Below are 19,443 nucleotides of genomic sequence, written 5' to 3'. Positions count from 1 at the left end.
ACATTAAAAAAAGCGATCACGCATGGCGTAATATAACATACCCGCTACCAACCCTGGGAAGCGCAGTAAAGTACCACCAGGAAACGTAGGCGTTGGCACATTGGCAAACATATCAAATTTTTCGGCATCTCCACTAATGGCCTGAGCCATGATTTTACCGCCTAAAGTAGCCAATGCCACACCGTGGCCCGAATACCCTTGCGCTGCGTACACGTTGTTTTCGATGCGATTAAAATAAGGCATGCGATTCAGGGTAATGGCTAAAGTACCGCCCCAGCCATAATCAATTTTCACATCGGCCAGTTCTGGGTAATATGCCAGCATGTATTTGCGTACAAAGTTTGGAATGTCACGTGGGAATCTGGTGGAATAATTTTCGCCCCCACCCCACAGTAAACGATTATCACCAGATAACTTAAAGTAATTAATAACAAACTTTGAGTCTGCAACTGCCACATCATCTCGGTTTATCTTGCGGCACATTTCATCAGGTAGTGGCTCGGTTGCAATAATGAAGTTATTAATCGGCATGACTTTACCTGCTATCTTTGGCTCTAACTTGCCAAGATAACCATTACACGCCAACAAAATATATTTTGCTTTGACGGTGCCTGAATCAGTTTTTACAAAACCTCTATCGCCCCCTTGATACTCAATAACAGGGCTTTCTTCATAAATATGCACACCTGCATCTTGTGCTGCTTTGGCTAAACCAAGTGCATAATTTAATGGGTGAAGGTGCGCTGCATCTTGCCACAATTCGCCATTATGATAGCAATTTATGCCTAACATATCGGCCACTTGAGCCTCATCAATATATTGAATTTTATCGTAGCCTAATACCGACTGCTTATAGTCCACACTGGCTTTGATGTGTGAGCAATGACTTGCTTTAGCCGCCACATGCAAAACACCAGCTTTTAAATCACACTCAATTTGGTGTTTGCTGATTAACTCTTTGACCAAATCCACCGATTCAATAGACATATCCCAAAGACTATCGGCTATCTGCCGGCCTACTTTTTTGACAAGCTCCTGATGAGGCATATTATAATCTTGTGCAACTTGACCACCATTACGCCCAGATGCCCCCCAACCAACCTTTTGCGCTTCTAACAAGGCTACGCTGTAACCTTTCTCAGCTAAATGCAGCGCCGCCGATAGCCCCGTATAACCTGCCCCAATGATGCACACATCAGCGGATGTCTCTCCGACTAATTTAGGGCAATTTAGCTGTTTATTTACAGTGGCGAAATAGTACGAATCAATATAGGACATTTGGCCTCCTGCAATAAAGCTTAATTTAGAAACCGAATAATAATTCTAATATTTATTGTGCACAAGTTTGGACTTCAGGCAAATTTTCTATTTTGAATTGCATCTATTAATTCTATTAAATAACCTGTAGATTAAATAATTATCCGTAATAAAAGTGAATTATTTATCTTGTTCCTACTAGTAGATATTTAATTGCAAATAAGTAAAAAAATAAGGTCTTTACCATCCTAATTTTAGACGGTGATACTTTTGTTGCGAAAAAGCCAAAATTGCCGATACTTAAACAATCAACAAAACCAAGCAGGTGATTTATGGAAACCGTCACTAGGTTTCTTCAAGAAAATGGCATTACAGAAGTTGAATCCACCCTACCAGATATGACAGGTAATGCTCGGGGCAAGTTTTATCCAACTAAAAAATTTCTTGCTGAAAAAGGTGGGCGCATTCCAGAAACCTTATTAGTACAAACGGTAACAGGTGATTGGGCCAGCAACCACGACGAAATAGTCGACCCCACCGATAAAGACATGTTTTTAGTACCCGACCCAAATACTCTACGAGTAGTACCTTGGGCTGATGAACCCACTGCCCAAGTCATTAACGACTGCTACACAAATAAAGGTGAACTGCATCCACTGTCCAGCCGCTCCGTATTACGACGTGTTTTAGCCTTATATGAAAAGGAAGGCTTACAACCTGTTATAGCGCCTGAGGTTGAGTTTTATTTGATTCAACCCAATCACGACCCAGATTATGAAATAAAACCAGCCACAGGTCGCTCTGGCCGCTCCGAAAATGCTCGCCAGTCTTACAGTATTGATGCAGTAAACGAATTCAACCCGATTATTGATACCTTATATTCTTATTGCGAAGCCCAAGGTTTAGATGTGGATACCCTTATCCATGAATCCGGTGCCGCACAAATGGAGATTAACTTTCTTCATGGTGATGCCCTGAGTCTTGCTGATCAAGTATTTGTATTCAAACGCACCCTGCGTGAAACCGCATTAAAACACGGTATTTACTCTACGTTTATGGCTAAACCCATGCAAAAAGAGCCGGGTAGCTCAATGCATCTTCATCAAAGTATTCTAGATGTGAAAACAGGTAAAAATATTTTTACCGATGAAAACGGCGAGTTCAGTGAAGTCTTCATGCATTACATTGGCGGCCTGCAAAAATACACCGGTAACGCCATTAGCTTTTATGCGCCTAACGTTAATTCTTATCGTCGGTTTGCCCCTGAAATTGCCGCACCTATAAACATGGACTGGGGCATAGACAACCGTACGGCTGGGTTAAGAGTCCCACAAGCCCCTGCAGAAGCCACCCGTATTGAGAACCGTTTCCCTGGTTCTGACTGTAATCCTTATTTAGCCATTGCAGCCAGCCTTGCCTGTGGTTATCTTGGGATGAAAGGCAAAATCAAACCAACTGCACCTAATAACATGTCCCCTGATGACGAATTTGTCGAAATTGCCCGTACATTAGAAGAAGGCCTAAGAATGCTAGAGGGTTGTCCTGAATTAATAAAAATCATGGGGCCATCATTTGTGGATGCCTACCTAGGGGTAAAACGAAAAGAGTTTGAAACATTTCATGAAGTGATTAGCTCATGGGAACGTGAGTTTTTATTGCTAAATGTTTAATAAACACAAAATTAAATTGGCCGTTAACTTTTTTACCCACCATAGAAACGAAAAAACCAAGAGCATGCTCTTGGTTTTTTGATATTCGCTAAATGGTCGGGACAGTAGGATTTGAACCTACGACCCCCAGCACCCCATGCTGGTGCGCTACCAGGCTGCGCTATGCCCCGACAAACTTTCGAGTAAATTGCTCACTCGAAAGCGAGCCAGAATCATATACTAAGCATTTGATTTTGTGAAGGTTTTAAGCCGTAGAATTCCAATGAAATACATGTCTATCTGAATATTTTTCAGGCAATCAAACTAACCGCCTATACCAAAAAGACTAAAACTACTTTCATAAGGAACTTCTTTAGCGAAGTTTAACTTTGCTTGAATCAGTGACAAATAAGTATGCATTTTATGAGCTTCTAAATTTTCTTTATTAGGTAAGGCCGATGTAAACTTGGTAGCACGCAACATGCTTTTAACCCCTTGAACAACTGAGTATTGCTCTGCTGGTAATAAAATCACCTCTTCGCCCATGTGCCAATAAATATCTAAATTTTTAATTTGTAACGGACTCAAAGGTGGCACTAACGGCACAATATCCTTAGGCGTGACAACACGAGTTAATGGCAGAGAAGCAAATGCTTTTGCCCCTGTTACATTGGTGACTTTTGGTTGACCAAAGGTGATCACCTGTTGAAGTTTGTATTCATCCTGCTGCAATAACATGGCTAACAAAACGGCCACTGCACCACCCAAACTGTGACCAGTAGTGACAACTGGCTGTGACTTATCTAAAAATGGTTTTGCATCGTCAATTATTAACATGGCCGCTTGGGCAAAACCTTGATGAACCAATATGCCAAGTTGTGGGTTTTGTAATAACTTAATATCCAAATCCACCATAGCATTTTGTACATTAGCCGTTCCCCTAACCGTTAAGTACTGTACCCCGCTTTTTTTAGACAGCAGGTAATTCACCTCAACACCCTCTAATACGACCTGTCTAACCAACTTATGACCTTGCTCGTTTAGTGCTCGTTCATGGTCACCAGATGCATAAGCTATATTCGATAATTGAGCATATTCATGCATATGGGAAAAGCTTGAAATTGCCCATGTAGGCAAGCTCATTGAAAACAGTAAACAAATTAAAAGGTATGGCATGGAGTTTCCTGAAAATGCGCAATAGTACTATGTTAGGTTGCAGTGTCCATATGTGTCTTAGGATAATGTCTAAAGAGCGTTAAATAGTTCACGCCTAAGTTTGACTGACTATTTACCCTTCCATAGTGCCTGTAGCCATGGCTTCTTTCACTTTTGGTACAGTTTTATTTAAGTCTGCTTTGGCTTCATCAATGGCCTCTTTTGCAGAGTCTATGAATGCTTCGCCTCTATCTATGGTGTTCTCAGTGCCTTGTTTTAGGCTTTCTACTGCATCTTCTGTAGCGGATTCAACAGCTTGCATGCTGGATTGCACTTTATCTAGTGTCTCTTCTTTACCACAAGCAACTAAAAAAACAGCCATACAAATAAACAATGCGGATTTAAACATGGGTCCTTCCTCATAAATGGGTGACTAAATATCCATGCACATAGTAGATCAATTAGTAACCTGTTTGAATCTTACAGATCTGTGGTTGTGATTGAGTTCTTGTATTTTATTTAACCTAAGTTAGCAGCTATGCTTAATCCACATACCCTTAGCAACGAACCTATCATCATGAGCTTAACCAAAAGACTCTGGATTAGTTTCACTTTAGTCGTAACTATTGGCATCGCTATGTCTGTTGTGATTCAAACCAGCGGCAAACAAGCGGGTATCAGCAGCCAAAATTTAGTCTCAGTTGCCCTGCCTAAGCTGGATCAAATCAAGCAATTACGCGCCAGTATTACCGAGCACGAACGTTTACTCTATGAATACTACGCCAGCACCATTAGAGAAAACCTATGGCCAAAAATCAAACGCACTGAGTCTAATTTAAGCCAACAATTAATGACGATAAACACCAGTTTTGCTGGCCATGTAATGACCCTGCCCACCTTATATGCTGAAATAAAAACACTACAAAATGACATTGATGTGAATTTAGTATCCGCTTCAACCAATTGGGACAAAGCAAGAGAAGACCTAGCCAAGCTGACAGCGGTAGGCAAACAGGCAGAAACCATCTTAGTTGAACTTAACCACAAAGTTGAACAAGAGGCCGCCGAACAAGCCAGCAATACACAAAAGCAAATTCAAAACATTGTAGAAATTGTATTTATATATACTTTTGTGATTATTTTAATTGCTCTTTTAATGGGCTATATAACCCAAGTAAACATTCGTAAAACCGCTAAACGTAAAGCATTAGCGAAGTTTCCAGAGCGCAATCCAAATCCGGTAATAAGCCTAAACTGGCATGGAGATATTTTATTTGCCAATCCCGCCAGTCATAAATTATTAGCCACCATAGAGAAAGACTCAGAGAACCTCACTCTATTACTACCTAATGACTTTTTACCACGCTTACATAAATGGCAAAAAGATTATGAAACCCTCGTTCACTTTGAAGAAGTCATAGGCCAACATAACTTACTATTTAGTTTGTCTCTTTTACGCGATTTAGACACCTGCCACTTATATATTGAAGACGTCACCGAACGCAAAGAAGCGCAGCACCAATTGGAGTACCAAGCGTTCCATGATATTCACACAGGCTTGGCCAATCGTCGCAAATTTGAGGCCGACTTGAGCCATGTAATCGAGCACCAAATTCATTGCTCAATACTATTACTGAGTATCGATCGCTTTAAATTCATTACCTCTAGTCAGGGGTATCATATTGGTGACTTGATTATTCGCCACCTAGGTGTGCGTTTATTAGAAATGCGTGAGCAGTTTAACTGCCATGTGAAAATTTTCCGCTTAGAGGGCTCCACCTTTAGCATAATTGTTTATCACAATGACACAGGGGAAGTAAATTACGTGGCTAAAGCCATACAAGGGGCCATGGACGAAGCCTTATTTGTTAATCAACACAGTTACCACCTTAACTTTAGTATGGGGTTTTGCCATTACCCTCAAGATGGCAATACCACCCAAGAACTCATCAGTAATGCCCATGCCGCATTGATTCATGCGCGCCTAATTGGCGACACAATTGAAGCCTACAGCGCACAATTGCACGAAGCAGAGCAAAGCTGGTTACCCATTGAACGAGGCATGCGCGAAGCCCTAGACCTCCAACAATACACTATGTTTTATCAAGCCAAGGTAGACGGGCAAAGCGGAAAAATAGCAGGGGCCGAGGCGCTAATACGATGGTTCAAAGACGACGGCACCATGGTTAGCCCCGCCACGTTTATTCCCGTAGCTGAGCAAACCGGTTTAATTATTCAAATTGGTCATTGGGTGTTAGAGCAAGGTTTTCGCCAAGCTAAAGCATTTAACCAAAATGGCCAAAACATCCAAGTGGCGATTAATATCTCAGCGAGACAATTCCAGTACCGCCACTTTTTAGAGCAATTGAAAGCGCTCATTGAAGAAACCGGCGTCAACCCTCAACACATTGAACTGGAAATAACCGAAAGCCTGATCATGGAAAACGCCAAGCAAAGCATCGCGATTATGAAAAAAATCAAAGCCATGGGTTTTGCATTAGCCATTGATGACTTTGGTACAGGCTATTCATCATTAAGCTATTTAAAACAGTTTCCCATTGATTCTCTAAAAATTGATCAAGCCTTTGTAAAAAACTTAGCAAGCGATGAAGACGATAAAAGCATTGTGGCGGCCATTATTGATTTAGCCCAACACTTGAATTTAAAAACCATCGCCGAAGGGGTTGAAACCCATGAGCAATGGGCCATTTTAAAAGAAATGAATTGTGATTACATTCAAGGCTACTATTTCAGTAAACCCAACCGCCCTGAATGTCTATTAGAAAACTTAAACCAACCTGTTATTTAGCCGCCATACGAATGGCACCATCTAAACGAATCACTTCACCGTTTAGATAATCGTTTTCGGCTATGTGTACGACTAATTTAGCAAACTCGCTTGGCTCACCTAACCGCTTAGGGTATTCAACCGCACCGCCTAAACTTTCAACGACTTCCTCTCCTAAACTTTCCGCTAGCGGCGTGCGAAATAAACCCGGTGCAATGGTGTTCACACGAATACCATAACGGGCAAATTCACGGGCTATGGGTAATCCCATGCCCACAATGCCCGCTTTACTGGCAGCATAGGCAGGTTGCCCTATTTGCCCATCAAATGCCGCCACAGACGCCACATTGATAATCACCCCACGGCCACCATCGTCATTCATGGTATCGCCCTTGGCCATATGAGCCGCCCCTTTGCTCAGCACATTAAACGTGCCGAACAAATTCACATTAATAATCTGCTTGAAGCTTTCAAGGGCTAAAGGCTCACCTTCACGGTTCAACACTTTAGCTGGCGGGCCAATGCCCGCGCAGTTCACAATAATGTGTAATGCCTTATATTGATTAATGCACTGGGTGATGGCCGACTCAACAGAGGCTTCATCGGTTACATCCACCTGAATAAATAAAGCGTTGTCTGGGCCAAGCTGTTGCAGCGCTTGCTGCCCATTTTCTTGGTTAAAGTCGAAAATACATACTAAGCAACCTTGTTTAACCAATGCCTTGCAGGTTGCAAACCCTAAACCCGATGCGCCACCGGTGACAATGGCCACTTTTTTATTTAAGTCCATTTTGCTCTCCCGCTTCATCCGCCAGCTAATTAGTTAGGTATAAACCTTAGTTTAGCTGACAGCCTTTTGCGCAACAGGAAGTAAGCTCACAGGGACGCCATTCACCGCCGCATTGCCCGATAACCCATCAATCATGTTTTCATCGGTTAGATCATTCACACTAACCCCTGCATTAGCCTCGGCTACGCCTTGTTTGATGCCTTTGCGGCCATGGCCATAACCGTGGGGAATGCTCACAACACCGGGCATAATTTCTTCGCTGATCTGCGCTTCAATGACCACACTGCCCACCCGTGATGTCACTTTTACCGACTGTCCATCCGCAATATTCAATTGCGCGGCCTGATCGGGATGAATCAATAACGTACAACGAGATTTGCCTTTTACTAAACGCTGGGAGTTATGCATCCAAGAGTTATTACTGCGCACATGACGACGACCAATCAGCAAAGCATCGCTGTTTGTTTGTTGTTTGGTTTGATCAGCTAGGCTTGCTTGCAAACGATTTAAATCCGCAAAGTAAAACTCTAAATTCAAATGAATGGTTTTATCATCATGAGTAATACCATCAGGCAAACGAGACTCAAGGGGCCCTAAATCAATACCATGGGTGGCGGCTTTCACTTTTGCTAGATCTAAATCATACGGGCCAGCTTTAAGCATGGCATCAAGTAATACATTAGGCCCTTGCTCCATGGCCATGGTTTGTATGGCTTGTTCTTTTTCTGATACTTCCCCTTGCAGGCGTTTGGCCAGTTCTAAATAAATTTGCCAATCATGTTTGGCATTTTCAGGTAGCTCAAACATGGCAGGGGAAAACTTAGCCGTATTGTGTACCGCCAAGGTATGAAACGTGGTGTCGTAGTGGTCACGCTCAATGGGCGACACAGGAGGTAAAATGATATTAGCGTGGCGCGTGGTTTCATTTAAGTAATAATCAATGCACACCATAAAATCTAACGAATCCAATGCTTCGTCTAATTTTTGCCCATTAGGGGTACTCAGTACAGGATTACCCGCAATGGTAACCATGGCTTTCATTTGGCCTTCCCCTTGGGTGAGGATTTCTTCCGACATGGTCACCGATGGAAATTCCCCATTGTAATCAGGTAAGCCTCTAACACGGGTTTGACGTTTATTAAAATACCCCGGGCCACCACTTGCCACTAACTCCACCGCAGGGGTTGGGAACATCATGCCCCCTTCTTCATCCAACGAACCCGTTAATAGGTTAATCAGCATAATTAAGTATTGGCTTAATAAACCAAACTCTTGCACGCTCACACCCATGCGCCCATAAAATACGGCGTTTTCCGCTTGGCAGAATTCAACAATTAACGTTTCAATGTCCCTTTGTGCAATACCGGTTTGGCTTGAGGCTAATTCTAATGAATACTCTTTTACGTAATCAGCAATGGCTTCATAACCTTTAGCCAAAGCAAGCGCAGCAGATGGTTTTACCAAGTTGTGGCTAAATATGTAATTCACCATCGCCAGTAACAACACCACGTCACTGGATGGTTTAATAAAGTGATGCTCGCTGGCAAGGTCAGCGGTTTCTGATTTGCGTGGATCAATCACCACCACTTTGCCGCCGCGTTTTTTAATGTCTTTAATTTTTTGACGAACATTAGCCACCGTCATGATGCTGCCGTTAGAGGCCAACGGGTTGGCCCCCATAATCACCATATGTTGGGTACGATTAATATCCGGAACAGGGATGCGATGCTGATGACCAAACAAATGCATAGCAATCATATGGTGGGGTAACTGATCCACCGAAGTCGCACTAAAGCGCGTGCGTGTATTTAACGCTTTAATAATATGGCGAATCATTAACGAGCCACCTAGGTTATGCACATTAGGATTACCTAAATACAAACCCAGCGCGTTATTGCCATATTGGTTTTGAACCTTTTTGATACCCGCAGCGGCTTTATCAAGAGCGGCTTCCCAGCTGATTTCTTTCCAACCATCAGCGGTGCGCTCCATTGGGGTTTTGATGCGGTCTGGATCTTCGTATAAATCTTGAAGGGCTACAGCTTTGGGGCAAATGTGTCCTTGGCTAAAGAGATCGTTCTCGTCCCCTTTAATAGACAAAATGGTGGTGCCTTGGTGTTCAATCTTCACACCGCACATGGCTTCACAAAGATTGCAGGTACGATAATGGGTTTGTGTTGGTTGAGAATCGGTCATCAAACTGCCTGTTATTTTTATATTACAAATGTAATTGCGTCATAACAGTACACCGCTTTTTGAGCATTGAAAACTCGCCTCACTTGGAACGATTAATCTCAACGGCCGAACACCCTACTGTTTCAGCAAGCAGGGGTTTAGCTAACACCTTAGGGGTTCTACTAACCCCACATCAACCCAACAACTTTAATACATCCTGCCGATTAGCATTGCCTTGGGCTGTGACACTAATAGACACTTGCCGTTGAATATCCGCTTTACTTTTTTCTGAGGCCGCCTGTGCGTAGTCCGTATCGCGAATGCGGCTGCTGGCCTCTTGATTGTTTTGGTTTTTAAGGGCCACAAAGTCCGCCGAAGCCGATAACCGATTGGATACCGCCCCTAGCTCCACGCGACGGTCATTGACGCTTTCTAGGGCTTGGTCAATGGCATCTAAATCTATCTCGCTGCCCGCTTCTACCCCAAATTGATTCAAGGTATCGGCCACCCCTGTGCCTTTTAGAGTAATTTGATCTCCCGCGTTGGCGTCTACCTGAAAACTTTGATCCTCTTGTTCAAATACGTTACGGCCATTAAATTGAGTTTGTTCAAACTGGCTATTGATTGAATCCAGCCGCTGGTCGATTTCGCTTTGAATGGCGCGCTTATCGCTTTCGTTCAAAGTGCCATTTTGCTGCTGTACGCCTAGCTCACGAATCCGCTGAAAGTCTTCGCTAATGCTGCCCAGCGCGCCATCTTCTACCTGAATACGAGAAACCCCATCCATAGTGTTGCGAACGGCCGCCGTCATAGAGCGACTTTGGGTATCCATGCGGTTACTGATGGACAGACCTGCGGCATCATCTTTAGCACTATTAATACGCTGCCCAGAGCCTAAGCGCTGCTGCTGTGTGCTTTGTGTGCTTGTGGCTTGATCTAAACTTTGAAAAGACGGGCTTTGGGATATTTGCATGGGCCACCTCCAAGCACCATAGTAATGGCTTATTGCGTCCAACGTAAAAGACCCGTTCTTCACATCACTTGTGGCTTTTAGGGCTTAGTTGCATAAAAAATGGTCACAGTTCACATTCAGCGTGCAACTTGATCATTGAATTGCTAGGTTGAGTCATTTACCTTGCGGAATAAGCCCCCTATATTCCACCTCATAATAAACAGAGGACAACTTGATGAGCCAGTATCCACACCTATTAACACCGCTTGATCTAGGTTTCACCACATTAAAAAACCGTGTGATTATGGGTTCTATGCACACAGGCCTAGAAGATGCACCTGAGAACTTCCCTAAATTGGCGGAATATTTTGCAGAACGCGCCCGTGGCGGCGTAGCGTTAATGGTTACAGGTGGCTTTTCTCCCAATGTCGATGGTGAACTAACACCTAACAGCTCTAAATTACATGATGCCGCCCAAGTGCCAATGCACCAGCAAGTAACCAAAGCGGTACACGATGCTGACGGTAAAATTTGTCTGCAAATTCTGCACGCTGGCCGTTACGGCTACACCAAGCACAACGTGGCCCCTTCTGCCTTGCAAGCACCCATCAACCCGTTAAAGCCACGCGCGTTGAGTACAGAAGAGGTGTACACCACCATTGAAGACTACGCACGCTGCGCAAAATTAGCACAAGACGCCAACTACGACGGTGTTGAAATCATGGGCTCTGAAGGTTACTTCATTACTCAGTTTTTAAACCTGCGCACCAACCAACGTGAAGACGAGTTTGGCGGCTCTTACGAAAACCGCATGCGTTTACCCCTAGAAATTGTGCGCAAAGTACGCGAACAAGTAGGTAACGACTTTATTATCATTTTCCGCCTGAGCATGTTGGACTTAGTTGAAGGCGGCTCAAGCATGGAAGAAGTACTGATCCTTGCGAAAGAACTTGAAGCAGCCGGCGTCACCATATTAAACACCGGCATCGGCTGGCACGAAGCCCGCGTACCGACCATTGTCACCTCCGTACCACGCGCCGCCTTTACCGAATCCACCGCCATTGTTAAAGCCGCTGTGAATATCCCAGTGATTGCCTCAAACCGTATTAACATGCCAGAAACCGCCGAAGCCGTACTGGCCAACGGCCAATCTGACATGGTATCCATGGCCCGTCCATTATTAGCCGACAGCGATTGGGTAAACAAAGCAGCCAACAACAAAGCCGATGAAATCAACACCTGTATCGCCTGTAACCAAGCCTGTTTAGATCACACCTTTGAACACCAACGTGCAAGTTGCCTAGTGAACCCACGTGCCTGTCACGAAACTGAACTACTATACACACCGGTAAGCCAAGCCAAAAAAGTCGCCGTTGTGGGCGCTGGCCCTGCAGGTTTAGCCTGTGCCACGGTTGCTGCAAAACGTGGCCACGACGTCACCTTATTTGAAGCCCGTAACGCCATTGGCGGCCAGTTCACCTTTGCCAGCCGCATTCCGGGCAAAGAAGAATTCCACGAGACTATCCGCTACTTCAAAAAAATGATTGAAGTACACAACATCAACTTAAAACTGAACACATGGATCAGCGCGGAAGAATTAACTGCTGCGGGTTTTGATGAAGTAATTATCTCAAGTGGTGTAGAGCCACGTATTCCAGACGTACCGGGCATCGACCACCCTAAAGTGGTGTCATATCAAGAACTACTCGGTAAAGAACTCAGCCTTGGCAAAAAAGTGGCCGTTATGGGCGCTGGCGGCATCGGCTTTGACGTAAGCGAATACCTGACCCACGAAGGAGAATCCACCACGCTCAACAAACAAGCTTGGTGTGAAGAATGGGGTGTAGACGTGAACAACACCGAAGCGGGCGGCTTGAAAAAAATGCACATCGAAGCCTCTCCTCGCCAAGTGTACCTACTGCAACGTAAAGCCAGCTCATTAGGTAAAGGCCTAAACAAAACCACAGGCTGGGTTCACCGTGCCATTGTGCAAATGAAACAAGTAGAAATGATTGGCGGCGTAAGCTATGACAAAATAGACGACGCAGGCCTTCACGTCACCATCACCAGCAAAACAGGCGAAGTAGACCAGCGTGTACTGGATGTTGACCACATCGTACTGTGTACAGGCCAAGTCAGCGTTAACCAGCTGTACACAGAGCTAAAAGCACAAACCAACAACTTCGGCCTACACCTAGTGGGTGGTGCTGAATTTGCAGGTGAATTAGATGCAAAACGTGCCATTAAACTGGCCTCTGAACTAGCCGCCAGTTTGTAGGTTTATCTGATGTTTCGCTTTTGAAATAAAAGTGGAATGTGAGATAAGAGATGTGAAATGAAAAACGCAGCCCATGGCTGCGTTTTTTCATTATACAGTTAAAAACTAATTAGATATGCCCCATTCACCCTTGGTGTATTTTCTAAACCGCCTGTGTAACGGTTGACTTATTTTTTATTCCCCTGTGTGTTTTACGATTAATTTTGGGTGTCTGAATTATTTATTTAGGTGTTTGAATTATTTATTACAACTAAAAAACTGATAGATGAGATACCCCTGTTAAATGAAACAGGAGTACCTTGTTACCAATGGCTTACATTTAAATTATCTTAGCTATAAGCCGAGGTTAGCAGCCATCATTTGGTCGGCATTGTGAATTACAATCAGAACCACTGCATAAAGAACATTGATAAGCAGGGGCTTTCATACCCGGTAATTGATGAAGCTCTTCATATGTAAAGCCGAGCGTATCAAAGACGGCTTCAGATATAGATGAGTCTAATATTTTGTTGGCACATAAGGTGCCAGTAATCGAGTCGCCATCATCATCTTCTGCAGAGCTTAATAGTAGTTGACTGGTCGTATCAAAATATGATTTTTTATTCCAAGCCCAACCTGCATAATGTAAATAAGTGATGACATCCTCTTTTGGTGTATCTGCTGCATACTGAGCATTACCACCATATGCATGTCCACCACCACCTAAATGATCATCGCTTGGAGAGTAGTAAACAATACGACTGACAAGAGGGAGTAAATCTCGGTACAGTTGTTTCTTGTATTCGAAATTACCAACTGTAACCATTTGAGTTAGATCCGCTTCAGTTATGTTTGATGAGTGGTTACCAATCTTCAAGTAAAGACTGTAATCATCAGTGATTTTTTGGCGTAAGTTTGCAAGCTCAGTGCTCATACTTTGAAATGTTTCAGGCAGCTCGTTTTCTAATTTTGCAATCGTGTCTTCAATTGTATTTGGTATCGCACTATTATTTTTAGGCGAGGATAAATTCATAAGTGTCGTAACACCAAGTGCTCCCCAAGGTCCTATTTCTCTGCTTATCGCAGTATTTATAACCCCTTGTAAAATATTTCCAATTATATCTCCGGTTTGAATAGTTGCAGTAGATTGCGCAGGTAATGTTAGTGTTGTTGCTGTAGCTGAAATAACAGCCGTATTATTAATGAATAGAGGGTTTAAATAATAGGTGGTAATGGATTCAAATAAGATAGATAAATTACCAATAGCCTGCGTCTCTATTTTTAACTCGGCTAATACATCATTGAAACTTGTTTCACTACATTGACATTGTTCTTGGTTGTATACAGGCCAGTTTATAGATCCCCAGTCAATACTGACACTATCATATAGTGATCGAATATCACCATTACTGGTCGATTCCGCCTGTGTACTAATCCAACGGTATGCATTTGCTTCATCGCCTGTGTATTGTGGTGCAACAGTCGGATCGTCCGGTGATACACAAAAATATGAGCGTAATTGCTTATCGTCATTACCTGCTTGAGCGAAAATATTAGCTGTAGAGGCCGTTAAATTTGGTTCGCCATTAATGCAAAGAGGTACGGCATTGCACGAAATATTAGTAAGACTACCATCTTGATTGTCGGCTCTTAACCAAGGAAGCTCGCTCATATTTGCTGGTAAAACCTGATCAGGGCAAGCGGAAATATCAGCCTGAGAGGGGGATGAATTACTATCGCAATTAATTGTATTACCGTTTACAACCATTATGGAGGAACCTGTCTGGTATGTGATTTTATTATTGTCATAACCAGCTGCTCCATTTCCACAAGATACGGACTGGGAGTTGGCAGACTCAGCAATAGATTGATTACAGCTCTGACATTGTGAACCCCATACAGGAATGGTATCGGGAAGTGGTAAGTTACAATTAATACCGCTTAACTCACCGTTATTGTTGGTAGCTGTAAACCAAGGTGTCTGAAATAATCTGGAGGTAGAAGGTGTTGAGCAACCCTGAGTGTCGTTAACACTAGGGGGTTCTGAATACCCACAATGAATAACTTGGTCATTAACGTTAATCGTCCCATTTTTAGGGTTTAAAACAACCTTGTTTGTAATATTTTGGCCTTGACCATTTGAACAATTGATAAGGTTTAAACCTGGTAAATTAAGTGGGCTTTGAAATGAGGAGCAGCTTGAACAAGCTTCTCCATAAAAGTAAATTTGATCATCACTTGCATGGGAAAATTGAGCGCTCAATACTCCAATAATAATGACTAAAAAAATACGAAATTTCATGTGGATCCTTAGAGGGGGCTAAGTGGATAAGTGGTAATGTTGGCTATGCTCAAATGAACGTTTGGTTGAAACCACATGATCTTCCCCCGATAAAATGGACACTGCCATTGTTGTACTAGGCTTTGTCCGTACTTTATCGGTGACATGCAGTTTAAACCAGAGTGTAACCGAATATTATTATAAAACTGCTTAATATAGCGACCAATTTCTTTTCGTAAATGCGCTAGCGGTGCGAATTTTGTTTTTCGGGTCAACTCACCTTTTAAACTGTAGCAGAAAGATTCCATAAAAGCGTTATCCGTACAATGGCCAATTCTATTCACACAATATTTAAAGTCGTATTTAAAGCTAAACTACTGGTTTCATTCGGGCTTTTATTTCGTTTGGAGTTCTTGTTAGGCTTTTTTACCTCGGTAGTTTTTGGCTACTTGCTAGGTTTCAATAATAAAGATCCCCATGATAAGTATTCTAAGCGCCTATGTGGCGGTGAACAATCGCCGCAACCTTGCAGCGCTAAGACTAAATTTCTAAGCCGCCTGTGTGGCGGTGAACTTCAAAAAGCCAACTTACGTTCTGCTAGTTCATTTCTAAGCCGCCTGTGTGGCGGTGAACGACTCAAGTGGCTCGGTAAAGCCGTTGAGGGTTTTCTAAGCCGCTTGTGTGGCGGTGAACCCATCAGAAAAAACGGTAAACCGGGCGGCGTTTTTCTAAGCCGCCTGTGTGGCGGTGAACCAGAGCAAAGATGAATTCAAGCAAGCCATTATTTTCTAAGCCGCCTGTGTGGCGGTGAACTGCGATTAATACTGGCGAAGGATTCAAACAAATTTCTAAGCCGCCTGTGTGACGGTGAACTACCAATCGCTTCAACAAAATCAGGGCAACTATTTCTAAGCCGCCTGTGTGGCGGTGAACTCGGGCTTATCCCAATCATTTTCATTATCGATTTTTTAAGCCGCCTGTGTGGCGGTGAACGCTTGAAACCACAATCACCCCTATGAGTGATTTTTCTAAGCCGCCTGTGTGGCGGTGAACTCGATTGCTAAAGCAAGTAATGCGCTTACGCTTTTCTAAGCCGCCTGTGTGGCGGTGAACAAGAAGCCCGTAATATGGCTTGTACGCCAGACTTTCTAAGCCGCCTATGTGGCGGTGAACAGCCAGTAATTACGCGCCTTTCAGGCCACTTATTTCTAAGCCGCCTATGTGGCGGTGAACATACTATTGGCAAAATTACCACCGGACTTTGTTTTCTAAGCCGCCTATGTGGCGGTAAACAATTCTTCCAGTTGCTCAATAGCCAATCTTGTTTTCTAAGCCGCCTATGTGGCGGTGAACATACCCACTTTTTTATTCCCCTATGCCTTTGTTTTCTAAGCCGCCTATGTGGCGGTGAACATGAACACCCGGTATGCCAGTTCCAGAATGAGTTTCTAAGCCGCCTATGTGGCGGTGAACTTCGGTGTGCCGCCTCACATGATTGGCCACATTTTCTAAGCCGCCTATGTGGCGGTGAACTAATACAAGTGATTTAGTAGAAGGATCTGAGTTTTCTAAGCCGCCTATGTGGCGGTGAACTTTATACTCGGAAGCCACTTTCTGAACTTACATTTCTAAGCCGCCTATGTGGCGGTGAACAAACTAGGTGGGGGGATTGATTTAATCATGGTTTTCTAAGCCGCCTATGTGGCGGTGAACTCATGGGAAGCACTGAAGCGTGTGCTTGCGGTTTTCTAAGCCGCCTATGTGGCGGTGAACCAAGGCGTATTATTTACGGTGACGCGAGAGTTTTTCTAAGCCGCCTATGTGGCGGTGAACCTTTCAGCCCACCCGCTTTTGCGGGCCATGTTTTTCTAAGCCGCCTATGTGGCGGTGAACGTAAGCCCTGTAAACCCAGCTAAATCCTTAATTTTCTAAGCCGCCTATGTGGCGGTGAACGTTTCATTTTAATGCCGTGCTTGATTTCATCGTTTCTAAGCCGCCTATGTGGCGGTGAACTAGCCGCTTCCTCTGTGCTAACAATCATGCTATTTCTAAGCCGCCTATGTGGCGGTGAACATTTCTGGCGTGTAAATGGCGACACATTTAGCTTTCTAAGCCGCCTATGTGGCGGTGAACTTAATGCAGCACTGGCTCCGTTCTTATCGAATTTTCTAAGCCGCCTATGTGGCGGTGAACTAACTTCCCTTTTGCCTCGTTCTGCTTAAACATTTCTAAGCCGCCTATGTGGCGGTGAACCTTAGGAGAGCTACAAAGGCTACATAATTTCTTTTCTAAGCCGCCTATGTGGCGGTGAACTATGGATTATCAATAAAAAAACAAGCTACAACAAGTGGTTAGGTCAAAAACCATGTTTTGACCCTGTTAAAACCTTCATGCTGTAACCTGTTGATTTTAATATGTATTTTTAAAGAGCGAAATCAAAGGGTCATTTATGGCTATGGTCAGCCCTCAAATAGAGGCACAGCCACTTTTTTGTCGTGCTCACGCCGACTTAAACCATACGTCGTCAGTAATGAGTTATTACCTATTGGGTTCGGTGTTTTTTCTTGTTCAATGAATAGTAAAAACTTACGCCGCTGTTCCTCGGTTAATTGTTTATCCGTGGATAAGCTGCTCACATTGATGTATGGCAATTTAGATTGTTTGTCTAAATTAGCAATCGAGGCTAATAACCGAGTTTTCACCTCATTTACCTCATAACCATTTTTAGCCGCTATGGCCGCAGCACGTTTATCAACGCCTTTTTTAAGGTTATCAATTGACTTAAAGCGATAACGTTTAAAATAGGCGTATTCTGCTATGGTTTCAGGCACAGTTTTAATGGCTTTTATGTGTACATAATCACTGTATCGCGCTAACCAAGTTGTTAAATTTAAGTCTTCCAATTGCTGGTGGGTTTCAGCCAGTAATCTTAGTTTGTCCCCTAATGGAAAATCTTTGTCTCCATATTTGGGGAATGACGTGGCTATGGCAGAATCTTTTTCTGCTACTTTATTTTCAACCAAAGCTAGGTGTATTTGCAGGTATATTTTATGCCACAAAAAACCAAGGTTTGATTCAGCATCCGGCAATAATGTTATGTCTAGATAGTATTTCATTATGGCCTCTATTATTGTTTGCCACCGAAAACACCACCGCGAATCAGGTTTGCCAGAACATAACACTTCTGACCATCATCAACTTGCTTTTCATTTACCCAGTCTAACATAAGTGTATACAAATCAATTTTGCTTTTACGATAAGCTTCGCCTCTTTGAGTGACAGAACCAAAAGGTTCAACCGCAATTGGAAACTGTGCATCTTTATACCAATTATCAATGGTACGAACTGCGTTGCCAATTTTCACACTATGCAATGCTGCACAGTCATTTAGCTTAAAGAGTGTTTTCTTTTTATCATTCATGTTCATTTCCTGAGATGGAAAAACATGCTGGCCAGCACCTAAACGAACATAAGCATCCACTTCTAGCAACACATACTCCTCACTCCCATCAAGGCCTTTGAACAGCGCTGAAGATAATTTTTCTAATTCATTATTATTTCGACTCATATCAAAGTCATTTAGAGTTAGACCATAACCATCAAAGCTTAAAGATTCTTGTGAACGATTAATCTTAATTTGTACATTCAACTCTTCCGCTCCGATTCGATTTCGCCACAAAAAACGGCCACTCGCAATGTTGTGAGCATAACGGTGCGCAAGCTCCTTCAAACCGTGACTTTTAAATTCTTTCACTTTGGTCTGAATCGCCTTTTCAAAATCCGGGTCATTACACCCAAAAGGTCTACCTAAACTCCCAATAACTCTCAGGGTAAAACTAACCTTTAAGGTATCCTTATCTATTGGAAGGTTTGCATCATCATTATCAGCAGCTACTGGATTTGGTTTGGTCTTTTCATCATCTTTAATGCCATAAGCGCTTTGAGTAGAACGGTTTTTTCGAGGAACGACCTGAACGGGCAACCAATTCGTTTTACCGCCGTTGCTTGTCGACACCTCACTTTTATCTTGATTAATATATTCCCAATTACCCGCATACATTAAACCATCTGAAACTTCGAGCTTACGTTCAAAAGCCAGCATACTAGGAAGTTTAATTTTGTTTGAATTAGCCATTTTT

13 protein-coding genes, 1 tRNA gene and 1 CRISPR repeat array are annotated in these 19,443 nt (G+C 43.2%); of the genes, 3 read left to right on the top strand and 11 right to left on the bottom strand.

Features of this window, described 5'->3' with window-relative positions; genetic code table 11:
- Positions 1 to 3: 3 nt before the first annotated feature.
- Positions 4 to 1,278 carry an NAD(P)/FAD-dependent oxidoreductase gene (locus tag ABWV45_RS10930; RefSeq protein WP_353351560.1) on the bottom strand — a complete coding sequence of 425 codons (1,275 nt, stop codon included), beginning with the start codon at positions 1,276 to 1,278 and terminating at the stop codon, positions 4 to 6.
- Between the two features lie 311 nt (positions 1,279 to 1,589).
- Here ABWV45_RS10930 and ABWV45_RS10925 point away from each other — a divergent pair, with 311 nt between their 5' ends.
- On the top strand, positions 1,590 to 2,927 hold the full coding sequence (locus tag ABWV45_RS10925) for a glutamine synthetase family protein (protein WP_353351558.1): 1,338 nt from the start codon (positions 1,590 to 1,592) through the stop codon (positions 2,925 to 2,927).
- 93 nt (positions 2,928 to 3,020) lie between these two features.
- Here the strand turns inward: ABWV45_RS10925 and ABWV45_RS10920 are convergent.
- The 3 genes from ABWV45_RS10920 to ABWV45_RS10910 form a co-directional block, all read right to left on the bottom strand.
- Positions 3,021 to 3,097, bottom strand: a tRNA-Pro gene (locus ABWV45_RS10920).
- A gap of 133 nt (positions 3,098 to 3,230) precedes the next feature.
- The gene (locus ABWV45_RS10915; protein ID WP_353351556.1) at positions 3,231 to 4,082 is read right to left on the bottom strand and encodes a lipase family protein; all 852 of its coding nucleotides are present in this window, start codon (positions 4,080 to 4,082) and stop codon (positions 3,231 to 3,233) included.
- 112 nt (positions 4,083 to 4,194) lie between these two features.
- Positions 4,195 to 4,470: a hypothetical protein gene (locus ABWV45_RS10910; RefSeq protein WP_353351554.1), complete on the bottom strand. Its 276-nt coding sequence runs from the start codon at positions 4,468 to 4,470 to the stop codon at positions 4,195 to 4,197.
- Positions 4,471 to 4,599: 129 nt separating this feature from the next.
- Between ABWV45_RS10910 and ABWV45_RS10905 the strand changes: the two genes are divergently transcribed.
- The gene (locus ABWV45_RS10905; RefSeq protein ID WP_353351552.1) at positions 4,600 to 6,870 is read left to right on the top strand and encodes a putative bifunctional diguanylate cyclase/phosphodiesterase; all 2,271 of its coding nucleotides are present in this window, start codon (positions 4,600 to 4,602) and stop codon (positions 6,868 to 6,870) included.
- On the opposite strand, the gene ABWV45_RS10900 is transcribed toward ABWV45_RS10905, so the two are convergent.
- From ABWV45_RS10900 to ABWV45_RS10890, 3 genes are all read right to left on the bottom strand, one after another.
- Entirely contained in the window at positions 6,863 to 7,639 is a 777-nt protein-coding gene (locus tag ABWV45_RS10900; RefSeq protein ID WP_353351550.1) for an SDR family NAD(P)-dependent oxidoreductase, read from the bottom strand. The genes ABWV45_RS10905 and ABWV45_RS10900 overlap by 8 nt on opposite strands.
- Positions 7,640 to 7,690: 51 nt before the next feature.
- Positions 7,691 to 9,835 carry a molybdopterin oxidoreductase family protein gene (locus ABWV45_RS10895; RefSeq protein ID WP_353351548.1) on the bottom strand — a complete coding sequence of 715 codons (2,145 nt, stop codon included), beginning with the start codon at positions 9,833 to 9,835 and terminating at the stop codon, positions 7,691 to 7,693.
- Between the two features lie 172 nt (positions 9,836 to 10,007).
- Positions 10,008 to 10,787, bottom strand: coding sequence for a flagellin N-terminal helical domain-containing protein (locus tag ABWV45_RS10890; protein WP_353351546.1), 780 nt, complete (start codon positions 10,785 to 10,787; stop codon positions 10,008 to 10,010).
- Positions 10,788 to 11,001: 214 nt separating this feature from the next.
- On the opposite strand from ABWV45_RS10890, the gene ABWV45_RS10885 reads away from it, so the two are divergent.
- A complete protein-coding gene (locus tag ABWV45_RS10885; RefSeq protein WP_353351544.1) occupies positions 11,002 to 13,044 on the top strand; it encodes an FAD-dependent oxidoreductase in 2,043 nt (680 codons plus the stop codon).
- Between the two features lie 346 nt (positions 13,045 to 13,390).
- Here the strand turns inward: ABWV45_RS10885 and ABWV45_RS10880 are convergent, their stop codons facing one another.
- The 4 genes from ABWV45_RS10880 to csy3 all read right to left on the bottom strand — a co-directional run bounded on the left by ABWV45_RS10880 (position 13,391) and on the right by csy3 (position 19,439).
- Positions 13,391 to 15,325, bottom strand: a complete 1,935-nt coding sequence (locus ABWV45_RS10880) for a hypothetical protein (RefSeq protein ID WP_353351542.1) — start codon at positions 15,323 to 15,325, stop codon at positions 13,391 to 13,393.
- Positions 15,326 to 15,333: 8 nt separating this feature from the next.
- Positions 15,334 to 15,648 carry an integrase core domain-containing protein gene (locus ABWV45_RS10875; protein WP_353351540.1) on the bottom strand — a complete coding sequence of 105 codons (315 nt, stop codon included), beginning with the start codon at positions 15,646 to 15,648 and terminating at the stop codon, positions 15,334 to 15,336.
- Positions 15,649 to 15,849: 201 nt separating this feature from the next.
- A CRISPR array of direct repeats spans positions 15,850 to 17,617; the repeat unit is 28 nt; unit sequence TTTCTAAGCCGCCTATGTGGCGGTGAAC.
- A 146-nt stretch (positions 17,618 to 17,763) separates the two neighbouring features.
- On the bottom strand, positions 17,764 to 18,420 hold the full coding sequence (gene cas6f / locus ABWV45_RS10870) for a type I-F CRISPR-associated endoribonuclease Cas6/Csy4 (RefSeq protein WP_353351538.1): 657 nt from the start codon (positions 18,418 to 18,420) through the stop codon (positions 17,764 to 17,766).
- An 11-nt stretch (positions 18,421 to 18,431) separates the two neighbouring features.
- The gene (gene csy3, locus ABWV45_RS10865) at positions 18,432 to 19,439 is read right to left on the bottom strand and encodes a type I-F CRISPR-associated protein Csy3 (RefSeq protein WP_353351536.1); all 1,008 of its coding nucleotides are present in this window, start codon (positions 19,437 to 19,439) and stop codon (positions 18,432 to 18,434) included.
- Positions 19,440 to 19,443 lie beyond the last annotated feature (4 nt).

This window comes from Oceaniserpentilla sp. 4NH20-0058, from assembly GCF_040371755.1.
Classification (GTDB): domain Bacteria; phylum Pseudomonadota; class Gammaproteobacteria; order Pseudomonadales; family Oceanobacteraceae; genus Bermanella.
Note: the sequence above shows the minus strand (reverse complement) of the source record. Positions and strands in the feature narration are given on the sequence as shown.

Excerpts from the sequence above, each read along its gene's own strand:
- ABWV45_RS10905 (WP_353351552.1), top strand. The coding sequence starts at position 4,600 with ATGCTTAATCCACATACCCTTAGCAACGAACCTATCATCATGAGCTTA.
- ABWV45_RS10880 (WP_353351542.1), bottom strand. The coding sequence starts at position 15,325 with ATGAAATTTCGTATTTTTTTAGTCATTATTATTGGAGTATTGAGCGCT.
- ABWV45_RS10885 (WP_353351544.1), top strand. The coding sequence starts at position 11,002 with ATGAGCCAGTATCCACACCTATTAACACCGCTTGATCTAGGTTTCACC.
- cas6f (WP_353351538.1), bottom strand. The coding sequence starts at position 18,420 with ATGAAATACTATCTAGACATAACATTATTGCCGGATGCTGAATCAAAC.
- ABWV45_RS10930 (WP_353351560.1), bottom strand. The coding sequence starts at position 1,278 with ATGTCCTATATTGATTCGTACTATTTCGCCACTGTAAATAAACAGCTA.
- ABWV45_RS10925 (WP_353351558.1), top strand. The coding sequence starts at position 1,590 with ATGGAAACCGTCACTAGGTTTCTTCAAGAAAATGGCATTACAGAAGTT.
- ABWV45_RS10910 (WP_353351554.1), bottom strand. The coding sequence starts at position 4,470 with ATGTTTAAATCCGCATTGTTTATTTGTATGGCTGTTTTTTTAGTTGCT.
- csy3 (WP_353351536.1), bottom strand. The coding sequence starts at position 19,439 with ATGGCTAATTCAAACAAAATTAAACTTCCTAGTATGCTGGCTTTTGAA.
- ABWV45_RS10900 (WP_353351550.1), bottom strand. The coding sequence starts at position 7,639 with ATGGACTTAAATAAAAAAGTGGCCATTGTCACCGGTGGCGCATCGGGT.
- ABWV45_RS10915 (WP_353351556.1), bottom strand. The coding sequence starts at position 4,082 with ATGCCATACCTTTTAATTTGTTTACTGTTTTCAATGAGCTTGCCTACA.
- ABWV45_RS10890 (WP_353351546.1), bottom strand. The coding sequence starts at position 10,787 with ATGCAAATATCCCAAAGCCCGTCTTTTCAAAGTTTAGATCAAGCCACA.
- ABWV45_RS10895 (WP_353351548.1), bottom strand. The coding sequence starts at position 9,835 with ATGACCGATTCTCAACCAACACAAACCCATTATCGTACCTGCAATCTT.